The sequence below is a fragment of the Tunturiibacter psychrotolerans genome, from assembly GCF_051013365.1.
Lineage (GTDB): Bacteria > Acidobacteriota > Terriglobia > Terriglobales > Acidobacteriaceae > Edaphobacter > Edaphobacter psychrotolerans_A.
The window spans coordinates 5934757-5952669 of sequence record NZ_CP132941.1 but is presented as its reverse complement, the minus strand read 5'-3'; the positions used below and the strand labels follow the sequence as shown (position 1 = coordinate 5952669).

Sequence of the window (17913 nt, the reverse complement as noted above, 5' to 3'; positions counted from 1 at the left end):
AATCTTCGACTATCGACACTTAAGCATAGCAGCAGAGGTTATCCTCCCATGCTGTGCGAACTTAAGTGGTAGTTACGTCGACAACCTCCTTGTCACGAACGCGATTGCCTGTCGAAGCCCGATCATATCCTGCTCATAATCCCATCCAGAGATTCTCTTCAGCCCGCGTTGTCCCATGGCGTCTGCAGTCCCAGGCTCCGTTAGAACTCTTCGCAAGGCATCCGTCAGCGCCTTCACATCGCCGACCGGAAACACACAACCCTCAACGCCGTCGGTTACCAGATCCGGCTGGCAGCCCACGTCATCCGAGAGGATCACGGCTCGTCCGGAGTTTATGGCCTCGTTCACGATCAACCCCCAGGGCTCGTTCTGCGAGGGCAAAACGAAGACGGTCGCAAGATCGAAGAATCGTGGCAACTCCGATTGATTGCGAAAACCGCAAAATCGAACTCCGCTGACTCCGCTCTCTTTGGCACGTCTCTCGAGAGCGGTGCGCTCAACCCCATCCCCCACGATGACGAGGTAGGGAACTGGCCCGTCTGGCTCGTTCTCAATTTCAGAACAAAGGTCGAGATAGGCCTCTAACAGGTCTCCGCATCGCTTCCGTCCTTGCAGCTTCGAAGCAAACAGAATGACCGGACGGGATGGATCGAGGCCGAGCTCTTGGCGCAGAGCCTCGCGTCGAGAAGCAGCCTCGCAGCTGCGGCTCTGAAAATAATCGTTGTCTACGGCATACGGCATCAGGAACTGCGGGAGGTCCTCTCCCAGAAAGTGGCGCCAGTATCCGGCATTCGCACTCCCAATCGGCAACACGGCGTCGACCAGCTGCTTCAATCCACTAAAGAACAAACTCTTCGTCACCTGCTTCAGCGTGCCACTCTGTTTTTTTCCCAGCCGCGACTCCGCACGGAGCAGCACCGGAATCCCTAGCGCCTTCGAGATCACCATTGCCTGCAGCGTATTCAACGTCGAGTACCCATGTACCCAGAGCACGTCGAATCCGTCTGCCTCTTTGCTTCCACGCAGCCGGCTGAAGATGCCGTAGTTCAACTGCGCGGTCGGGCTGGTCCTTCGCTTATCCCAGATCGAAGGTAGAAACTCATGACGATACCCATCGAGTAGCGGCACATCCCACTTCACGTCCACACCAAAGCCCTTGTCGACGTACTCCTGAACGGAGAAATTCGATCCAAAGAAGACCGTCAGATCAATGTCGGGCTCCTGCGCGATCCTTCGCAGCAAGGGAGCCTGGTACTGAATCGGATGGCTCACCAGGTACGCCACCCTCACTCTCTTCGTGTTGCCTTGCCGGCTTTGGTCGAGAGATGTCATGGAGGTTGGCGGCCCATTCTAAGCAACGATCTTACGTGTCAGCTGAGCGATCGCTTGGCGAAGCGCCAGAATGTCCTCTTCAAAGCTCCATGCGTTAATGCGATCGAGCGCATGCCGGCCCATCTGTTCCGCGGTTTCAGGTGTAGCAAGCACGCGGCGCAGCGCCTCAGTCAACGCGTTCACATCGCCGACCGGAAACACGCATCCTTCCACGCCGTCGGTTACAAGGTCTGGCTGACAGCCAATATCGTCAGACAGGATCACAGCGCGGCCCGCGTTCATCGCCTCATTTACGACCAGCCCCCAGGGCTCATGACGCGAAGGCAATACAAACACGCTTGAAAGATCGAAGAACCTTGGCAGCTCTGACTGATTGCGAAAGCCGCAGAATCTAACGTCAGTCAATCCCTTCGCCTTCGCCCTCTCTTCCAGAGCAGCTCGTTCCTCACCGTCGCCAACGATGAGCAGGTAAGGATGTGGATGGTCCGTCTCGTCGTTGATCAGACGCTCGTAGGCATCCAGTAGATCGATACAGTGCTTGCGTTTTTGCAGCTTCGAAGCAAACAGAATGACCGGCCTTGCCGCTTCGAGCCTAAGCTCTGTTCGCAGCTCGTCGCGCCTTGCAACCGCTTCGCGGCTTCGCTGCTGGAAGTATTCATTGTCGACTGCGTATGGCATCAGAAAGAACGGTACATCGTCGCCAAGATAGTGGCGCCAGTACTCTGCGTTCATCGTTCCAACGGGGAAAACTCCGGCCACCATGTTTTTCAAGAACTGAAAGAACATCTTTTTTAGAAGAAGTTTTGGCCCGCTTCGCGGACGGTCGCGCAGCCACGATTCCGCTCTTACCAGCACCGGAATCCCCAGCGCTTTGGCGGCCAGCATTCCATGGAGTGCATTGACCATGTTGTAGCCGTGCGTCCAAAGCAGATCGTAGCCGGGCTCACCGTTGCGGCCGCGAAGCTCGCTGAAGATGCCGTAGTTCATAGGAGTCGTCATCGTCTGCGTGCCATCGTCACGAATTACCGGCAGAAACTTATGACGGTAGCCGTCGAGCAACGGCACGTCCCACTTCACCTCAACGCCGAAGCCTTCATCCTGGTAGCTGCGGACCGAAAAGTCTGAGCCGAAGAACACGGTCAGATCGATGTCAGGCTCCTGCGCGATGCGGCGCAGCAGCGGAGCCTGATACTGGATCGGGTGGCTCACCAGATAGGCCAGCCTCACCTTATTCTTCAACCCGATGCCAACCCTTGACGGTGGTAAATCCATATGTTTTCGGTTCTCGTGCAAAACCAGCCCGGTGACGCGATGTCTACTGCTGAATGGCGAGAATAAGAATAGAAGCAATACCCAACAACGTTGAGATACCGCCGCTCTTGATAGCCGCCTTCATCGGATTGGTCGGCAGGAATACTATGTCTTCGGCTAGCAGGACAGGATCAGGTGCCTTGCCGTTAATCACCTTCGAGATGTCGACTTTGACCACCTGTCGGGTCGTGCCCGTCGTGCGAATAATCCTGAGATCGTTGAATCTGCCTTCCCAGCCAGGCCCGCCTGCCAGCGCCGCTATCTTCATCAGAGTGATTGGGGAGTTCTGCTGCAGCGGAATGGCGCCCTGTGTCTTGAAGGCGCCCAGCAGATACACGACGCCAACCCGAGGCACAATAATCGTGTCGCGCGGAAAGATGGGAATATTTATCAGCGCGCTCTTTGCAGGGTCGGTTCCGAGGTCGATAATGATCGGCTGCGCCATGCCGTAGCGATTGATCGTAAGCACGTGGCTTGCTGTTGATGGCAGTCCGCCGCCTCCGACGACAACCGTCGTTGCCCCAACCGCGCCTCCGCCTCCGGCTCCGCCACCCGCGCCAACGGCCGCCAGCACATCGAACAGGCGACGTTCGCCGATCACGGGCACAATCCCGTGCAACTCTCCCAGGACAGTGACGATCTGGTTTGGAGAATCCGTGAGCTGAACCGACACCTGAGGGTCGCGATACATGCCTGCCGCTTTGAGTTTTTGTGCGATCAGATCCTGAGTCTGATGTACCGTCAGATTGTCCACCATCAAATTGCCAATCAGAGGTAGCTGAACGGTGCCATCGAGACCGACCCGCACCACCGGGCTGTAGTCCGTGTTTCCGAAGATATGCACGGATAGCACATCTCCCGTTCCCAGATAGATGTCCCGGGGCCCAGGAAACAGAATTGCCGGATCGGTCGTTATCGTGATGGGGGGATTTACCTCGCTCGAGATCCCAAGTGCAGGCCCGCTGAACTGCGCCTCCGCCTGGCGTGCGGAGACGACGATCAGCAGAAGAGCGATTGAAGCAAACCATACCCTGCGCCAGACGACCTGATTCACAAGCTTGCTTGCGCCAGTTCGGAGGCCTTCTTGTTTCTGTCTCATCGCTTCGTCTCCCCGACGTTGGTGTGGTCTTCGTGGGGGACAGTCTGCGACTCCCAGCTGTCCGAATCCACACTGGAGTAGGAGTAACCCGAGTAGCCGTAGTAGCCGTAGTACTCGGGCGAATTCAGATCAACTGCATTCAGCACGATTCCCGTAATCGCTGCCCCGGAACGCAGCAGCAGATCTCGTGCTCGACGCACCACATGCTTGCTCGATTTGCCATGGCGTACGACCAGCACAACGGCGTCCGCCTGGCGCGCCAGAATCACGCCATCGGTTACGGAGAGGATTGGCGGAGAGTCGATCACGATATAGTCGTACAGCTCTCCACAGCGCTTGAGAATGGTCTCCATCGCCTCCGAACTCAGCATCTCGGTAGGGAATGGCGGAACAGGTCCACTCGGTAGAATGTCGAGGTTGGGAATCTCGGGCACTCTCTGAACCGTCTCCTCCAGTTTGGTTGCGCCGGTCAATACGGTCGTCAACCCGATCTTCCCGTTCAACCCGAACCGATGATGGATATTGGGCCGGCGAAGGTCTCCATCGATCAGCAGAACGCGTGTGTCCCGTTGCGCCATGATCGCAGCAAGGTTGCTCGCCGCCGTCGTCTTTCCTTCCGAGGGCGTGGCACTGGTCAGAACGATGTACTTCGGTGGATGTCCGGTATTGGAGAGTAACAGCGAGGTTCGCAGGGAACGGAACGCTTCTGCAAACTGCGACTTTGGCTGGGTCAGAATACCCACATTTCGTTGTGCCGTACTGAGCGTCGCGGCCTGATCCACCGACGACCTGCGCGCTCGCGGAATGATGGCGAGTGACGGCAACTCCGTAATGCTTTCGATCTCCGCGATGCTCCGCAGGCCCGTGTCCAGGCTTTCCATCAGGAAGGCTGCCACAATGCCTGCCAGGAGACCGAAGACGAGAGCTGTGAGGATCACCGTCGACTGCGGCCGCAGCTGAGGCTCGGCCGGAGGCAGCGCCTGATCGACAACATCTACCTCCAGCGACTCAAGTCCTGACTGTACGCTTGCAGTCCGCAGTCGCTGCTGCAGGCTGTCATAGAGGGTTCGGTTGGCCTCGTACTCGCGCTGCCGCAAGGTGTACTCCACCAACTGGTCGCGCAGCTTATAGGCATCGGTCTTCTGAGCTTCGAGCGCCGCGGTCGTCTGGTCTTCATTCGCCTTCGCGATGACGTAGGTCTGCTTCGCCTGTGTGATCAGTCGGTTCTGCTCTTCGTCGATCTCTTTGACGTACTCGTCGATCTGCGCCTTGACGGCTTTGGCCTGCGGATGATTCGGCCCTAGCGAAGACTCGAGCGTTGCGTAGTTTGCTTTGGCTCCGGCGAGCTGTCCACGCAGCATGTTGAGCTCTCCCGGCGCCGTTCCTGGAGTCAACTCGATCGTGCCTTCGATCGTGTTCGGATCCATTCCACTTACCACCCGATAGCGGGCTTCGGCGATGATGCGTTGCAGCTTCGCCGCACCGGCCGCCTGGGCAAGTGCGTCGAGCGAAGCGCTGATCTGATTGTGGGTCGGGTCGAATCCCAGGATGCCGAGCCGACGCTGCATGTCCATCATCTGTTCCTGCGATGACTCGACCTCCTGCTTCAGGCCCTCAAGCGTGCCCGAAAGCCACACGGAGGCGCGCTGCGAGGACTCAAATCGCGTCTGATAGCTTCGCTGAACATAGTCCGAGATCACCTTGTTGACGATATCGGCAGAGAGCTTCGCATTCAGGCTGCTATAGCTGATGCGAATGATGTCAGTCTTCGGAACGATGGTGACGTGCAGGTTACTCTGGAGTCGATGGACCGTAGCCTGCCTGGTTTCGCCATCATCCAGACTCGCATGCTCGAGAGGGCCCTTCTTCTCCAGAAAGTCCGCGTTGTTGGCCAGGTCCATCTCACGGCACACAGTCAACATCAGCGAATCGCTCTTCAGGATCTCGATCTCGCTCAACAGTTTCGTGCTGGAATCGCCGCCGTACTGGACCGTGCTCACCCGGTATTCATTCGACGAGCCGGACCGCACTTGAATGCGCCCATAGGATTCATAGAGCTTTGGTTGGGATTCTGCCTTGAAGATGCCGTACGCCAGCCCAAGCAATACCGCAACTATCACGATCAGCTTGCGTTTCCGCAGCACAATCAGTGCTTCAGACAGCGTAGTATCTGTAACCGTAGTACTGAACCCTGCCTGGTTCGTTTCCGGAACACCCACAAGCGGCGGCTGCGTATTTTTAGAACCCATTCGCTCTAGTCTACCCGAGCGGACCTTCCGGAAGGAGGATTAGATGACCGCCCGAGTCCATATGGTCCAAAAGTGTTACCTGGTTTCTTAGTCCCCTCAGCCCCAGACGCTAGTGAAGCGACGGAAAGGAATGTAACTGCGGATACCAGGTAAGCTGCACTGCGGTCGAAGTATTCTTCTGAAGCCCTGGCATGTAGACCGGCGCCTTCCATTGCTCATACTGAAACCATGCGTTCAGTTCGACGTCTTTTCCCAGTCGCTTCACCACGCTGGCCTTGTACTGGTTCTGCGTCGTCCCGCCGGGAATAAAGTTCGCGGGTGTCTTCTTGTTCAGATACTCCAGCTGAATCCACTCGTTACCCGACAGATGATAGGTCAGCCACGCCTGACCACCCTTGGCCTCTCGCCCGATCCAGTCTCCCATGATGAATCCCTTGTTCGTGTAGCCCTGTTTCTGGATGGTCTCCCAGTACATGAACTGTCCAAGCGAAGCAGAGGAGACACCAGGGTCGGTCGATACTGCCTCCACCCTGAAATCCAACGCCCTGAGTCCGGGGAACTGCGAAAGATACAACCCGGTTCTATACGATGACCGGCGGGGAGCGCTGATCGGCGTTACATCGTCATGCACGATCGAATCGACCACGAACGTCACGTATTTACGCAGGAACGGAAGCCGGTAGGAGGCACTGAAGTCGCTGAACCTGGCACCTGGATCGTCTCGACCTTGCTTCTCATCCCCAACGGTGTCGTTCGGATCGAAGAAGCCCTTGAGAAAAAGGTGAAGGTTGACAGGCGCGTGCCCCGCTCCGCCAAAGATGATCGTCCGCGAGAAACCGAACTCAAAGTTGTCGGTCGGTCGAAACGAGAACATCTCCGAGTGGACCCACGGAGCGCGCGGCACCGTATGTCCCTTCAGGCTTCCGTAGAAAAAGTCATAACGGAGCGGACCCAGGATCTTCGAGACGAGAGGAATATACAGCGGCTCGACCCGGTTGATGCGAAACGAGTAGATGTTCTCCGCGTTGTTCGACCACGCCATGGAACTGCCCGCCGCCGGCCCCAGCCATGCGTCGCTCTTGCCCCCGGAGACCTCATGTCCCAGTACATGCACCGACGCGTACGCTTCTACCAGCCGGAACGGATTCTCCTCCACAATCGGACCCAGCGGAATCGTGGGTTGACGCGCAGCAGGATAGGGATTGATGAAGTCGTTGATCGACAGAAGCATCGCCAGGTCGTTTGAGTATCCCGTCGCCGACGGGGCGTGCTGATACTCGCCGCGCACATAGAGGGAAACCGGCCCCCACTCCTCAACCGTGGAGGCTCCTGCGATCGCGTTGAAGCCGCTCTGGTACGGTCGACCGTAGTCATTGCTGATCGTCTGGCCAAGGTGATAGCTGTCATTCAGAATCGGCCCGTCGATCCCGACCACCCGCGTGTACGACGAATCCAGCCCATAGACGATGTTGCGTGAGATCAGGCCGCCGTCAGGATCCTCTGCGCTGAGGTAGTACAACAGCTTCGCCAGAATCGACTGAGCCTGCTCATTGTCGCTGTTGACGATGTCGTCCTGCGACTTCTCCAGCATGTGCAGAACGCTTCGTCGCGTATAAGGCCGCATGCTGAGGAACATCGTGTTGCAAAAGCCCATCGAGTAGAGCCTCGACAACTCTGGATACACCCAGCTGTCGACGGGAATATAAGTCGATCCCAGCCAATCCGACGGCTCCTTCGGCTTCTCAGGAGCGTAGCCGGGATAAGCGACGTAAGGCTGCTCCGGAGTCGCTTGCGCTGGTGTTACGACCGGCGGAGGCGTAGGTGTGGGGATTGCCTCCGAGGGTAGCGGTTGTTGTTGCACCGCGTAGGGCGGCTCGCTGGGAAACGTCGACTCCGGAACCGGCGTCGGGGCAGGATTGGAGGGTGGAGGGGGAGCGGGAGGGGTCGTTGGCGTCTGCGCGATCGCTGTCGATGCGGCCCATAAACTCAGCACCGCAAAACAAAGAGAAGCTTTGGTCCGCACTTACACCTCAATCCAGGGGCCTGAACGCCGACACCAGTGTAACCGCCCGCAACCTCCGGCTCGCAGTTACCAACTGATCACCCGACAGATCATTTAGTAGACGATGAGATGCGCGTGCGGAGCCGCTCTCCGGCGTTTTTCAGCCATGTCTCGGTGCAAACCTTGCGACCAAGGAGAAAGGCCCTCATCTGCTCCAGCGGATCGTCGTTAGAGTCTTCTTGCGCTCCTTCCACCCGATACCCTTTGCATTCAATCAGAACCGGACCGCCTCCGCCTCGAATCCTCCCCAGAGACTCCTGCGTCACCCGGTACAGAGCCACCGCGTCGTTCGCATCCACGGGCATTCCCGGCATCCCCCACCCGCGGGCCTTCGCGCTCAGTTGGCGAACTCCGCCTTGATCTTTTCCGCTAGCCGGCAGGACCACGAAGATCATGGGCAGCTCCAGCTTAGAAGCAGTCTCCAGAATCTGTCGCCACTCCTTCTTGCCCAGCTCGTCGTGGCCAACATAAGCGACGACCAGGCTTCCGCGCTTCAGCGTCTTGAACGACAGCGCCGCACCCATCGCCAGCCTCAGCCGGTCGCCGACATCGTCAACCCAGGGCAGCACGCGCGCCAGCGCACCGTCCTTCGCCAGCTTGGCCCGGTCGATCTTTCCTTCATGGAACTCCGCGACACGCTCCAGCAGGGAATCGAGCTGTGCCCTCGACGGTGGACCCGAGATCAGATCCATCACCACCCCCGCCTGCGAGTCGCTCACCAGATCCCCCGGCAGAAGTTCAAGAGCGGTGCTCACCCGGCAAGCCTCCTGCCCACGCGTGGAAGCAAGCCTCCGCCGCGCCTTCACGCCCTTCTGCAACCCTTGAATGTGCTCATCTAGCGCTCGCGCATCTGCCATCACGCCATACATCTGCAGCAGCTTCTTATTCGGCACCAGCGGATTCTCGTACGACGCTTCGCTCAACCAACCCTCCAGGCAAGTCTCAAACTACAAAACGAGAGGGTTCCACCAAGGAACCCTCTTAGCAATCAAGCCCTGCAAAAACGGCTCTAGGCACGCGCCGGATCAGCCGCATCCACATCAAGACCAAGCTCCGCCATCGCCTTCTGCGCCGCTTTCGCTTTGAACTTGCCGTCACGCGCCAGCTTCGACAACGTAGCCCCGACAACAGCCTCAGCACTCACTTCAAAGTGTCTCCGCAGATGCTCGCGGTTATCGCTCCGGCCAAAGCCATCCGTCCCCAGCGTCACGAGCCGCGAAGGCAGCCACGGCGACAGCAGATCCGGCACCGACTTCATATAGTCGCTGGTAGCAATAATCGGCCCGGCCGAGTTTCCAAGCGCCTCAAGCACATACGGCACCTTCTCCTTCTCCGCCGGATGCAGCCGATTCCATCGCTCCACCGCCAACGCATCCCGCCGCAGCTCCGTATAGCTGGTCACGCTCCAGACGTCGGCATGAACGTTGTACTTTGAGGCCAGAATCTCCTGCGCTCGCAGCACCTCATTCAGAATCGGCCCGCTGCCAAACAACTGCACCGTCGCCTCACCACTTGCAGGCTTCAGCTTGTACATCCCGCGCAGTATGCCCTCAGCCGAACCCTCCGGCATCGCGGGCATCACATAGTCTTCGTTGTACATCGTGATGTAGTAGAAGCAGTCCTCGCCCTTCTCATACATCCGGCGAATCCCGTCCTGAATCACCACCGCCAGCTCATACACGTACGCGGGATCGTACGTCACGCAAGTCGGCACCGTACTCGCGAGCACGATGCTGTGGCCATCCTGATGCTGCAGTCCCTCGCCAAGCATCGTTGTCCGCCCAGCCGTTCCGCCCATCAGGAAGCCCTTGCCGCGCGAGTCCGCAAACGCCCACACCATATCCCCGATGCGCTGAAATCCAAACATCGAGTAGTACATATAGAAGGGAATCGCCGGCACCTTGTAGTTCACATACGCCGTGCCCGCCGCGGTGAACGAGGCCATCGACCCCGCCTCCGTAATCCCTTCCTCAAGAATCTGACCATCCTTGGCCTCGCGGTAGTAGAGCAGCATGTCCGCGTCATGCGGCTCATACTTCTGCCCCTCCGGCGCATAGATACCCACCTGCCGAATCGCCGACTCCAGGCCAAACGTCCTGCCCTCGTCCGGCACAATCGGCACGATCAGCTTTCCAATCGCCGGGTCCTTCATCAGGTGCCGCAGTATGCTCACGAAGCCCATCGTCGTCGACACCGCGCGCTTATTCGAGCCGGCCGTCCACTCGCCAAAGTACTCGAGTCCCGGAGCCTTGAAGTCGCTCTTCGGCACCTCGCGCGTCGGCAGATATCCACCGAGTACCTTACGCCGCTCCTGCATATAAACAATCTCAGGAGAATCCTGCGCGGGACGATAAGGCGTACCTGACTTCGCCGCCGACTCTGGAATCGGAATCTCGAATCTCTTCACAAACGCCGCCAGCCCATCATCAGCCAGCTTCTTCTCCGAGTGCGTCGCATTCCTGCTCTGGGCCGAACCCAGCCCATGGCCCTTCACGGTCTTCGCCAGAATGACCGTCGGGCCGCCCTTGTGCTCGGCCGCCCGCTTATACGCGTTGTAAATCTTCGTGTGGTCGTGCCCACCGCGATGCAGCAGCGCAAGCTCGTCATCGCTCATATCCTTCACCAGCTCCAGCAGCTCGGGATACTTTCCAAAGAAGTGCTCGCGCAGGTATGCTCCACCCTTCGCCTTGAACGTCTGGTACTCGCCGTCGACGCACTCTTCCATCCGTCGCAGCAGCAGACCCGTATGGTCGCGCTCAAACAGGGCATCCCAATCCGAGCCCCACACCACCTTGATCACGTTCCATCCAGCGCCGCGGAACACGCCTTCCAGCTCATCGATGATCCGCTTGTTGCCGCGCACCGGACCATCCAACCGCTGCAGGTTGCAGTTCACCACAAAGATCAGATTATCCAGCTTCTCCCGTGCCGCGACCGAGATCGCGCCAAGGCTGTCTACCTCGTCGGTCTCGCCATCGCCCACAAAGGCCCACACCTTGCGCTCGGTCGGCTCAATCAGCTTCCGGTTTTCCAGATACCGCATAAACCGCGCCTGGTAGATCGCATTCAGCGGCCCGATTCCCATCGACACCGTCGGGAAGTTCCAGAAGTTCGGCATCAGCCACGGGTGCGGATACGAGCTTAGTCCCGGTGTATCCCGCAGTTCATGGCGAAAGTTCTTCAGCCGGTCGTCGTCGAATCGTCCCTCAAGATAGGCCCGCGCATACACACCCGGCGAAGCATGGCCTTGAAAGTAAACAAAGTCTCCCGGCTGTTCGTGCCCAGCCGCCGTGTACTTGGCGCGGAAGAAGTGATTAAACCCAACCTCCAACAAGGTAGCCAACGAGGAGTATGTCGAGATATGTCCGCCAATTCCGGCGTCCTTTTTGTTCTGGCCGTGAACCATCGCCATCGCATTCCAGCGAATCAGGCTCTCGACCTTCCGCTCCATCGCTCTGTCGCCCGGATACGGAACTTCGTCGTGTTTCGGGATAGTGTTGCGATAGGGCGTCGTCAGCTCGCTCGGCGTCGGAACTCCCGCTTCATGCGCACGTCTGCGCAGAGCCTCCAGCAGCTCGGAGCCTTGCTCCCAGTCCGCGGCAACGACGTCGTCAAACGCCTCAATCCACTCGGACAGCTCGGCGGTAAAGTCCTGTTTGGCGGCTTCTTCAAGTTTCGTTGTCATAAGTCTTCTCGCGCTCCCACGCTTATAACGATATAAGGGTTGCTCGAAAACGTCATCTGGGCAGGTGCAAGGTCCTGCCGGACGGGCCTCCTGCGCGGAGGGCGGTCACTTCGTGACATGTATACCGGCTTCGCCCTGGCAGAAAAAATCTTGATTGCGACCAACGGGAGCACCAACCGAAGGGGTACACAAGTCACGAAGTGACCGCCCTCCGCGCAGGAGGCCCGTCCGGCAGGACACCGCCTCTAAGACGAATAATCCGCATTAATCCGCACATACTCTTCCGTCAGATCACACGTAAGAAACCGGCACTCCGCCTCACCCAGCCCCAGATCAATCGTGATCGTGTAATCCCGCGCCTGCATCTCCGCATGTGCCGCCGACTCCTGAAAAGCGGCCGACCGTACCCCAAGCTCGAACACCGGCTGCGCTCCAATCGTGATATTCACCAGCGCCGGATCGAACGCCACCCCGCTATATCCCGCCGCCGCCAGCAGACGCCCCCAGTTCGGGTCCGCACTCGACCAGGCCGTCTTGCACAGAGGCGAGTGAGCAATGGCCTTCGCAATCTGCTTCGCCTCCGCCTCCGTCCGCGCACCGGCGATGTGCAGCGTCACTACGTGCCCCACGCCCTCACCATCGTCCACAATCTGATACGCAAGCGATCCGCACACCAGCTTCAACGCATTCGCAAATGGCTCCTGCGTGCGTGCATCCAGCTTGACCCCACTCGCACCACTTGCCAGCAGCAGCACCGTATCGTTTGTCGAAGTATCGCCGTCGATCGAGATCGAGTTAAAGCTCCGCTCCACCACAGGCTCCAGCAACGAACGTAGCTTTTCACTCTCAGCCGCAATGTCGCTGAACAGATAAACCAGCATCGTCGCATGCGCGGGCCCAACTGGCGCGCCAAGCTGCGGATGGATCATCCCCGCACCCTTCGCCACGCCGAAGATCCGAACCTCAACTCCATCCACATCGACAGAAGCCCGAGCCACCTTCATCTTCGTATCGGTCGTCATAATTGCTTGCGCAAACGAATCTGCGTGCTCAGGCGTCGCACCCATCGCCTGCTCCAGTTCAGGCAGCGCGGCGAGCACCTTCTCCGCTGGAAAGGGAACGCCGATGATTCCGGTCGAAGAAGGAAACACCTCATCGAAGATGCAGTGAAATCTCTCCGCTGCGGCCACGCACGTCTGCACGCATGCATCGACTCCCGGTTGCCCGGTCGCACAGTTTGCATTTCCCGCATTCACCAGCACCACGCTCACGCGCCCACCGGTCGAAGCCATATGCCGCCGCCCAACTGTTACCGGAGCCGCCACCACCTGGTTCTTCGTAAACATTGCCGCGCCATTCGCACCCTTGGCCGCGACCGCAACGGCCAAATCCGGCTTGCCGCTAACCTTGATACCTGCCTTCACCGCACCCCACACAAATCCCTGTGGCAACCCCTGCGCCTTCAAAGCCTGCTCATTCTCCATACCTCTACTCTACAATTCCGCAGCAAAGTGGAAATTCGCCGCCGCATTTGCCGGCCGCAGGTTGTCGCCGTTATTGCATTTGCGGTGCCTTTGCCAGTGCATTTCTAGTTGCCATCCCCGGAGGGAATCTGCGGCTGTCTTTCACGTGAGCGAATCCCAATCCGCCCCAAAAACTTGTCAAGCCCCCAAATCGCGAAAAGCCGCGCCAATCCAGCACATTCGCGTAGCGTATGAGTTCTGCCCGATTCGCTACAATTGATACAGAACAAAGAAGAGCCCCGGCACGCCGGGGCTTTTTCTAATCCGAGAGGAGCAACAACCCGTAACCCCTTTGCTTGGACGAATTTGGCCGTAACCCTTTTCGTATGACGAATTTGCAAAAGATGAGATGTTGTAAGCTAAACAAAAGAAGAGACTTACGCGCAGGCAACCGGGGGGGGGGTACCCTCAAAGGGCAATCGGCAAGGTACGGCCCTCCAATGAACTCTGGCGAGCCAGTTCAAGCAGCTTGATGGTCCGATACCCGTCCTCAGGCTTCACCGCCAACTCGGCCGTGCCATTGATCGCATCGCGAACATTGGCGTAGTAATTGCGATAGTCACCCAATTCGGTCCTCACCTTTGTCCGACTGAGTGTGCCAGGATCGCCAGGATTGGGAGCAACGGTCAAGGTGCCCCAGTGCTCTTCGGCATCGGCCAGCCACTCGCCCTGTCCCATGCGAGGCAGCTTTGCCCCACCGAGGAGCGCCGGCTCCTGCGGGTCGAGACCAAACTTCTTGAAGCTGCCCCGAGTCCCATGCAGCAGAAACCTGGGCGCAGCATCGCAAGCCAGCATGCTCGAGCGGCAGTGCGCCCGCATCTTCGGATACTCGAGCGTGATATCGAATGCATCCTCGATATCGGTCGAGTCGCGATCCATCCGGACGCTGGCCGTGATGCCCTCCGGCACCCCAAACAGCGTCAACACCTGGTCCACGAGGTGCGGACCAAGGTCGAACAGCAGCCCGTTGCAGCCGCTCGCCCCCTCCTTCCACGAGTTCTCGCGAGGCAATGGCCGGAACCGGTCAAAGTGCGACTCGTAGGTCACCAGCCGCCCCACCGCTTCGTCCTTCAAAATCTTCTTCACGGTCAAAAAGTCGCCATCCCAGCGCCGATTGTGAAACGGAGCCAGGACCCGCTGGTGTTTCAACCCGAGTTCCTTCAACTCCAAAGCCTGCTCGCTGGTCGCAGCGAACGGCTTGTCGACAACCACATGTTTTCCAGCCGACAGAGCCTGCTTGGCGAGGTCGAAGTGAGTCTCATTTGGTGTTCCAACCACGACAAGCTGGATCGCAGGATCGCTCAAAGCCTCCTCAAACGACCGCAGAATCCGAGCCGAAGGGTAAGCCTTCCCAGCCTCATCACCCTTACGCTGAACAATCGCCTCGAGCTTCAGCCCAGGAACAGCGCTCACAAACGGTGCGTGAAACACCTGTCCCGCCAACCCAAACCCAACAACAGCAACCCCAATCTCAGCAGCCATCCTCAACTCCTCGCAATCTCACGCAACACCGCCGACCAGCGCGGCCCGCGTACCCCGGTCCCAACGTCAATCCCCAAAAGCATGTAGGGAGTCCTCAGGACAAGTTTGATGAAAGTGTACCGAATGCATCTTTTGAAGATTTTTGATAATCGGGCGCATCATTAACGCATACGAGTAATTTGTGACAACACCAATGGCTTCTGTAGTTGTGTCGGGCTTGCCATAAACTAGTCTGTGAATCCAATCAAGATGCAGGGTACGATCAAACGTATGAATAAAAGCAAAACAACGGACGCTGCCTGGGCGTCGGTTCGTTCTGTCGGGTTTTGTCTGCTTCTAGCCTGCAGTCTGTCTTATGCACAGGGACCGGGCGGACAGGCGGCGCAGACTCCGGCCAGCGGACCCAGCACCGCCACCAATAGCTCCGTCGTCGCGAACGCCCAACAGAGTCTGTACACCGCCACTGGGCAAAACGGCGCTCAGCCGACGCAGGACTCCTTCAAGGGAAGCGTGGTCACAGGTAAGGCTACAGACGGCGTGCTCGATCTCTCGCTCGACGACGCCATTCAACGTGGCCTGCGGCAGAACCTCGGTCTCATTCTGCAGACCTCGTCGGTGAAGAACGCCGCGGGTCAGCGTCTCGAGGAATTGCAGCCGCTTCTGCCCACCGTCACCGGGAATGCGAGCGTCGAGGTGGAGCAAATTAACATTGCTGCGTTCGGATTTAAGTTTCCTGGCGTCGCTCCCATCTTTGGCCCGTTCCAGGTGGTCGACTTTCGTGCTTACCTCACCCAGAATCTAGTGAATGTTTCGGCGCTAAAGAATTACCTGTCGGCGAAACACAACTTCCAAGGCGCAAAACTTACCGCGGAGGATGCTCGCGACCTGGTAGCTCTCACCGTGGGGAACGCTTATTTGCTGTGCATTGCAGACACTGCGCGGATCGAGGCGGTCACCGCAGAGTTGGCAACGTCAAAAGTCTCGCTCGATCAGGCCGTTGCAGCACACGATGCAGGCACCAGCCCCAAGCTTGATGTGCTGCGCGCCCAGGTCGATTACCAGAACGAGGAACAGACTCTAATTTCGGCAAAAAATAGTCTTGAGAAGGACAAGCTCGCCCTGGCAAGAACTATTGGCCTGCCTCTTGAACAGGTCTTCCGTTTGACCGACCTCGTTCCTTTCCAGGCTCTCGATCACGTCGACCCTGAGGTCGCGTTTCAGCAGGCGCTGAAGACGCGAAAGGATCTGAAGGCATACGCCGAACAGGTGAAGGCTACCAAGGACGAAAAGACCTCAGCCTGGGCTTACCAGCTTCCTGTCGCCAGCTTCTCCGGCGACTACGGCGACATTGGCACCACGCCGGGCCACTCGCATGGAACCTTCACTGCAACGGGACAGGTAAGCGCGCCGATCCTTCAGATTGCGAAGACTCGGGGGCAGGAACAGGTCGCCGACGCTCAGTATGAACAGGCACGTGCGAAGCTCTCCGATCAGATCCAGCAGGTAAACCAGGATGTGCGCGACAGCCTGCTCGATATTCAGTCGGCGGCGAAGCTGGTCGAATCCACGCACTCGAATGTGGATCTCGCGAACGAGGCTCTCAGCGAAGCGCAACAACGATTCCACGCCGGTGTGTCGGACAATCTACCTGTCTCACAGGCTCAGTCGCAGACAGAACAGGCGAACGATCAATATATCAGCGCGCTCTACCAGCACAATGTTGCCAAGCTTGCCTTGGCCCGTGCCCTGGGCGTCGCGCAGACCAATTACAAAGATTATCTCGGAGGAAAGTAAACTTGCCAGACCAATCAGATCAGCAGCAAGGTGGCCAGACCGCGCAGATCAGCGGGACAGTGCAAATCAAGCAGAACACGGGAGACAAACAGCCTCCTCCGGAGGATTCGCACAAGCAGGAAGAGGACGACGCGCCTGAGAAGAAATCCGGCCGCAAGTTCATCGTCATCGCGGTGATTATCCTCCTTGTCATCGGAGCGGGAATCTTCTATTGGCGTTCGACCTTCAGCGAGGACACTGACGACGCTCAGGTTGACGGCGATCTCTACCAGGTAAGCTCCCGAGTCACCGGCCAGGTCATCAAGGTGTATGTCGAAGACAATCAGCCGATCAAAGTAGGCGATCCTATCGCCGAGATCGACCCCCGCGACTATCAGGTTGCCCTCGAGCAGGCACAGGCCAACCTCGCCAGTGCGCAGGCCGCGGCAATCCAGGCGACCGTTAACGTGCCGATCACCAGCGTCAACGTGAACACCAGTGTCAGCACCACCGGTTCCGATGTCCAGGGAAGTTCCGCCTCGGTAGAACAGGCGCGTAAGGAAGCACAGGCGGCAGAAGCGCGTGTCGTCGCAGCTAAAGCCACCGCGGTCAAATCGCATCTTGACGTGGAGCGTTACACCCCGCTGGTCGAGAAGGACGTAATCTCGAAGCAGCAGTTTGATGCAGCGGTAGCCACAGATGCAGCGAACCAGGCCGCCGTGCTCGAGGCCGAAGCTAACGTCATCGGCCAGCAGGCGGCGGTCACCAACGCGATCCAGAAGCTGGCCCAATCTCGCTACCAGGCAGCGCAGTCCGTCAAGACCGGTCCCGATCAGGTGCGTGTCCAGCAGGCGAAGGCGAACGCAGCTCTTGCCGACGTCAAGCAGGCGCAGGCTAAAGTCGATCAGGCTGTTCTCAACCTCAGTTACACCCACATCACCGCTCCCACCACGGGTATCGTCAACAAAAAGAACGTCCAGGTGGGTGTGAATCTCAGTATCGGACAGGATGTACTGACGATTATCCCTCTGACGAACCTCTGGGTGACCGCAAACTTCAAGGAGACGCAGCTGTCCAAAATGAAGGCCGGCCAGCCAGTCACTCTCAAGGTCGATGCCCTCGGCGGTCGTAAGTTCCACGGTAAAGTAACCCAAATCGGCGGCGCTACCGGCTCGAGGCTCTCCCTGTTTCCTCCTGAAAACGCTACCGGAAACTATGTCAAGGTCGTACAGCGAATTCCCGTTCGGATTGATTTCACGAATCTGCAACAGGAAAACGGCGACTATGCCCTGCGTCCGGGAATGTCGGTGACGCCGGATGTCGAGGTGAAGTGATCGAGAGAAACCGACACGTTATCCGTAGCATCTGAGAGGTGTAGGTAGCTTTTACGAGGTGGA

General features: G+C 58.3%; 11 protein-coding genes. 2 read left to right on the top strand and 9 right to left on the bottom strand.

The genetic code is table 11. The features are described from left to right. Window positions 1-72: 72 nt before the first annotated feature. From RBB76_RS25315 to RBB76_RS25275, 9 genes are all read right to left on the bottom strand, one after another. Entirely contained in the window at window positions 73-1332 is a 1260-nt protein-coding gene (locus RBB76_RS25315) for a glycosyltransferase family 4 protein (protein WP_429633930.1), read from the bottom strand. Between the two features lie 18 nt (window positions 1333-1350). Beyond that, window positions 1351-2604: a glycosyltransferase family 4 protein gene (locus RBB76_RS25310; protein ID WP_429633928.1), complete on the bottom strand. Its 1254-nt coding sequence runs from the start codon at window positions 2602-2604 to the stop codon at window positions 1351-1353. A 43-nt stretch (window positions 2605-2647) separates the two neighbouring features. Then, window positions 2648-3742 carry a polysaccharide biosynthesis/export family protein gene (locus RBB76_RS25305; RefSeq protein WP_429633926.1) on the bottom strand — a complete coding sequence of 365 codons (1095 nt, stop codon included), beginning with the start codon at window positions 3740-3742 and terminating at the stop codon, window positions 2648-2650. Next, complete coding sequence (locus tag RBB76_RS25300) at window positions 3739-5991, bottom strand: GumC family protein (RefSeq protein ID WP_429633924.1); 2253 nt, start codon at window positions 5989-5991, stop codon at window positions 3739-3741. The genes RBB76_RS25305 and RBB76_RS25300 overlap by 4 nt, the downstream gene beginning before the upstream one ends. Before the next feature lie 109 nt (window positions 5992-6100). Further along, entirely contained in the window at window positions 6101-8014 is a 1914-nt protein-coding gene (locus RBB76_RS25295) for a capsule assembly Wzi family protein (protein ID WP_429633922.1), read from the bottom strand. 89 nt (window positions 8015-8103) lie between these two features. Further along, window positions 8104-8976 (bottom strand): thiamine pyrophosphate-dependent enzyme, encoded by an 873-nt coding sequence (locus RBB76_RS25290; RefSeq protein WP_429633920.1) that lies wholly within the window; start codon window positions 8974-8976, stop codon window positions 8104-8106. Between the two features lie 86 nt (window positions 8977-9062). Then, entirely contained in the window at window positions 9063-11738 is a 2676-nt protein-coding gene (gene aceE, locus RBB76_RS25285; RefSeq protein WP_429633918.1) for a pyruvate dehydrogenase (acetyl-transferring), homodimeric type, read from the bottom strand. 245 nt (window positions 11739-11983) lie between these two features. Next, window positions 11984-13222, bottom strand: coding sequence for a bifunctional glutamate N-acetyltransferase/amino-acid acetyltransferase ArgJ (gene argJ, locus RBB76_RS25280; RefSeq protein WP_429633916.1), 1239 nt, complete (start codon window positions 13220-13222; stop codon window positions 11984-11986). Window positions 13223-13669: 447 nt separating this feature from the next. Continuing rightward, on the bottom strand, window positions 13670-14743 hold the full coding sequence (locus RBB76_RS25275; protein WP_429633914.1) for an oxidoreductase: 1074 nt from the start codon (window positions 14741-14743) through the stop codon (window positions 13670-13672). A gap of 270 nt (window positions 14744-15013) precedes the next feature. Here RBB76_RS25275 and RBB76_RS25270 point away from each other — a divergent pair, with 270 nt between their 5' ends. Then, window positions 15014-16537 (top strand): TolC family protein, encoded by a 1524-nt coding sequence (locus RBB76_RS25270; RefSeq protein ID WP_429633912.1) that lies wholly within the window; start codon window positions 15014-15016, stop codon window positions 16535-16537. Between the two features lie 2 nt (window positions 16538-16539). Beyond that, window positions 16540-17850: an HlyD family secretion protein gene (locus RBB76_RS25265; RefSeq protein WP_429633910.1), complete on the top strand. Its 1311-nt coding sequence runs from the start codon at window positions 16540-16542 to the stop codon at window positions 17848-17850. Window positions 17851-17913: the final 63 nt, after the last annotated feature.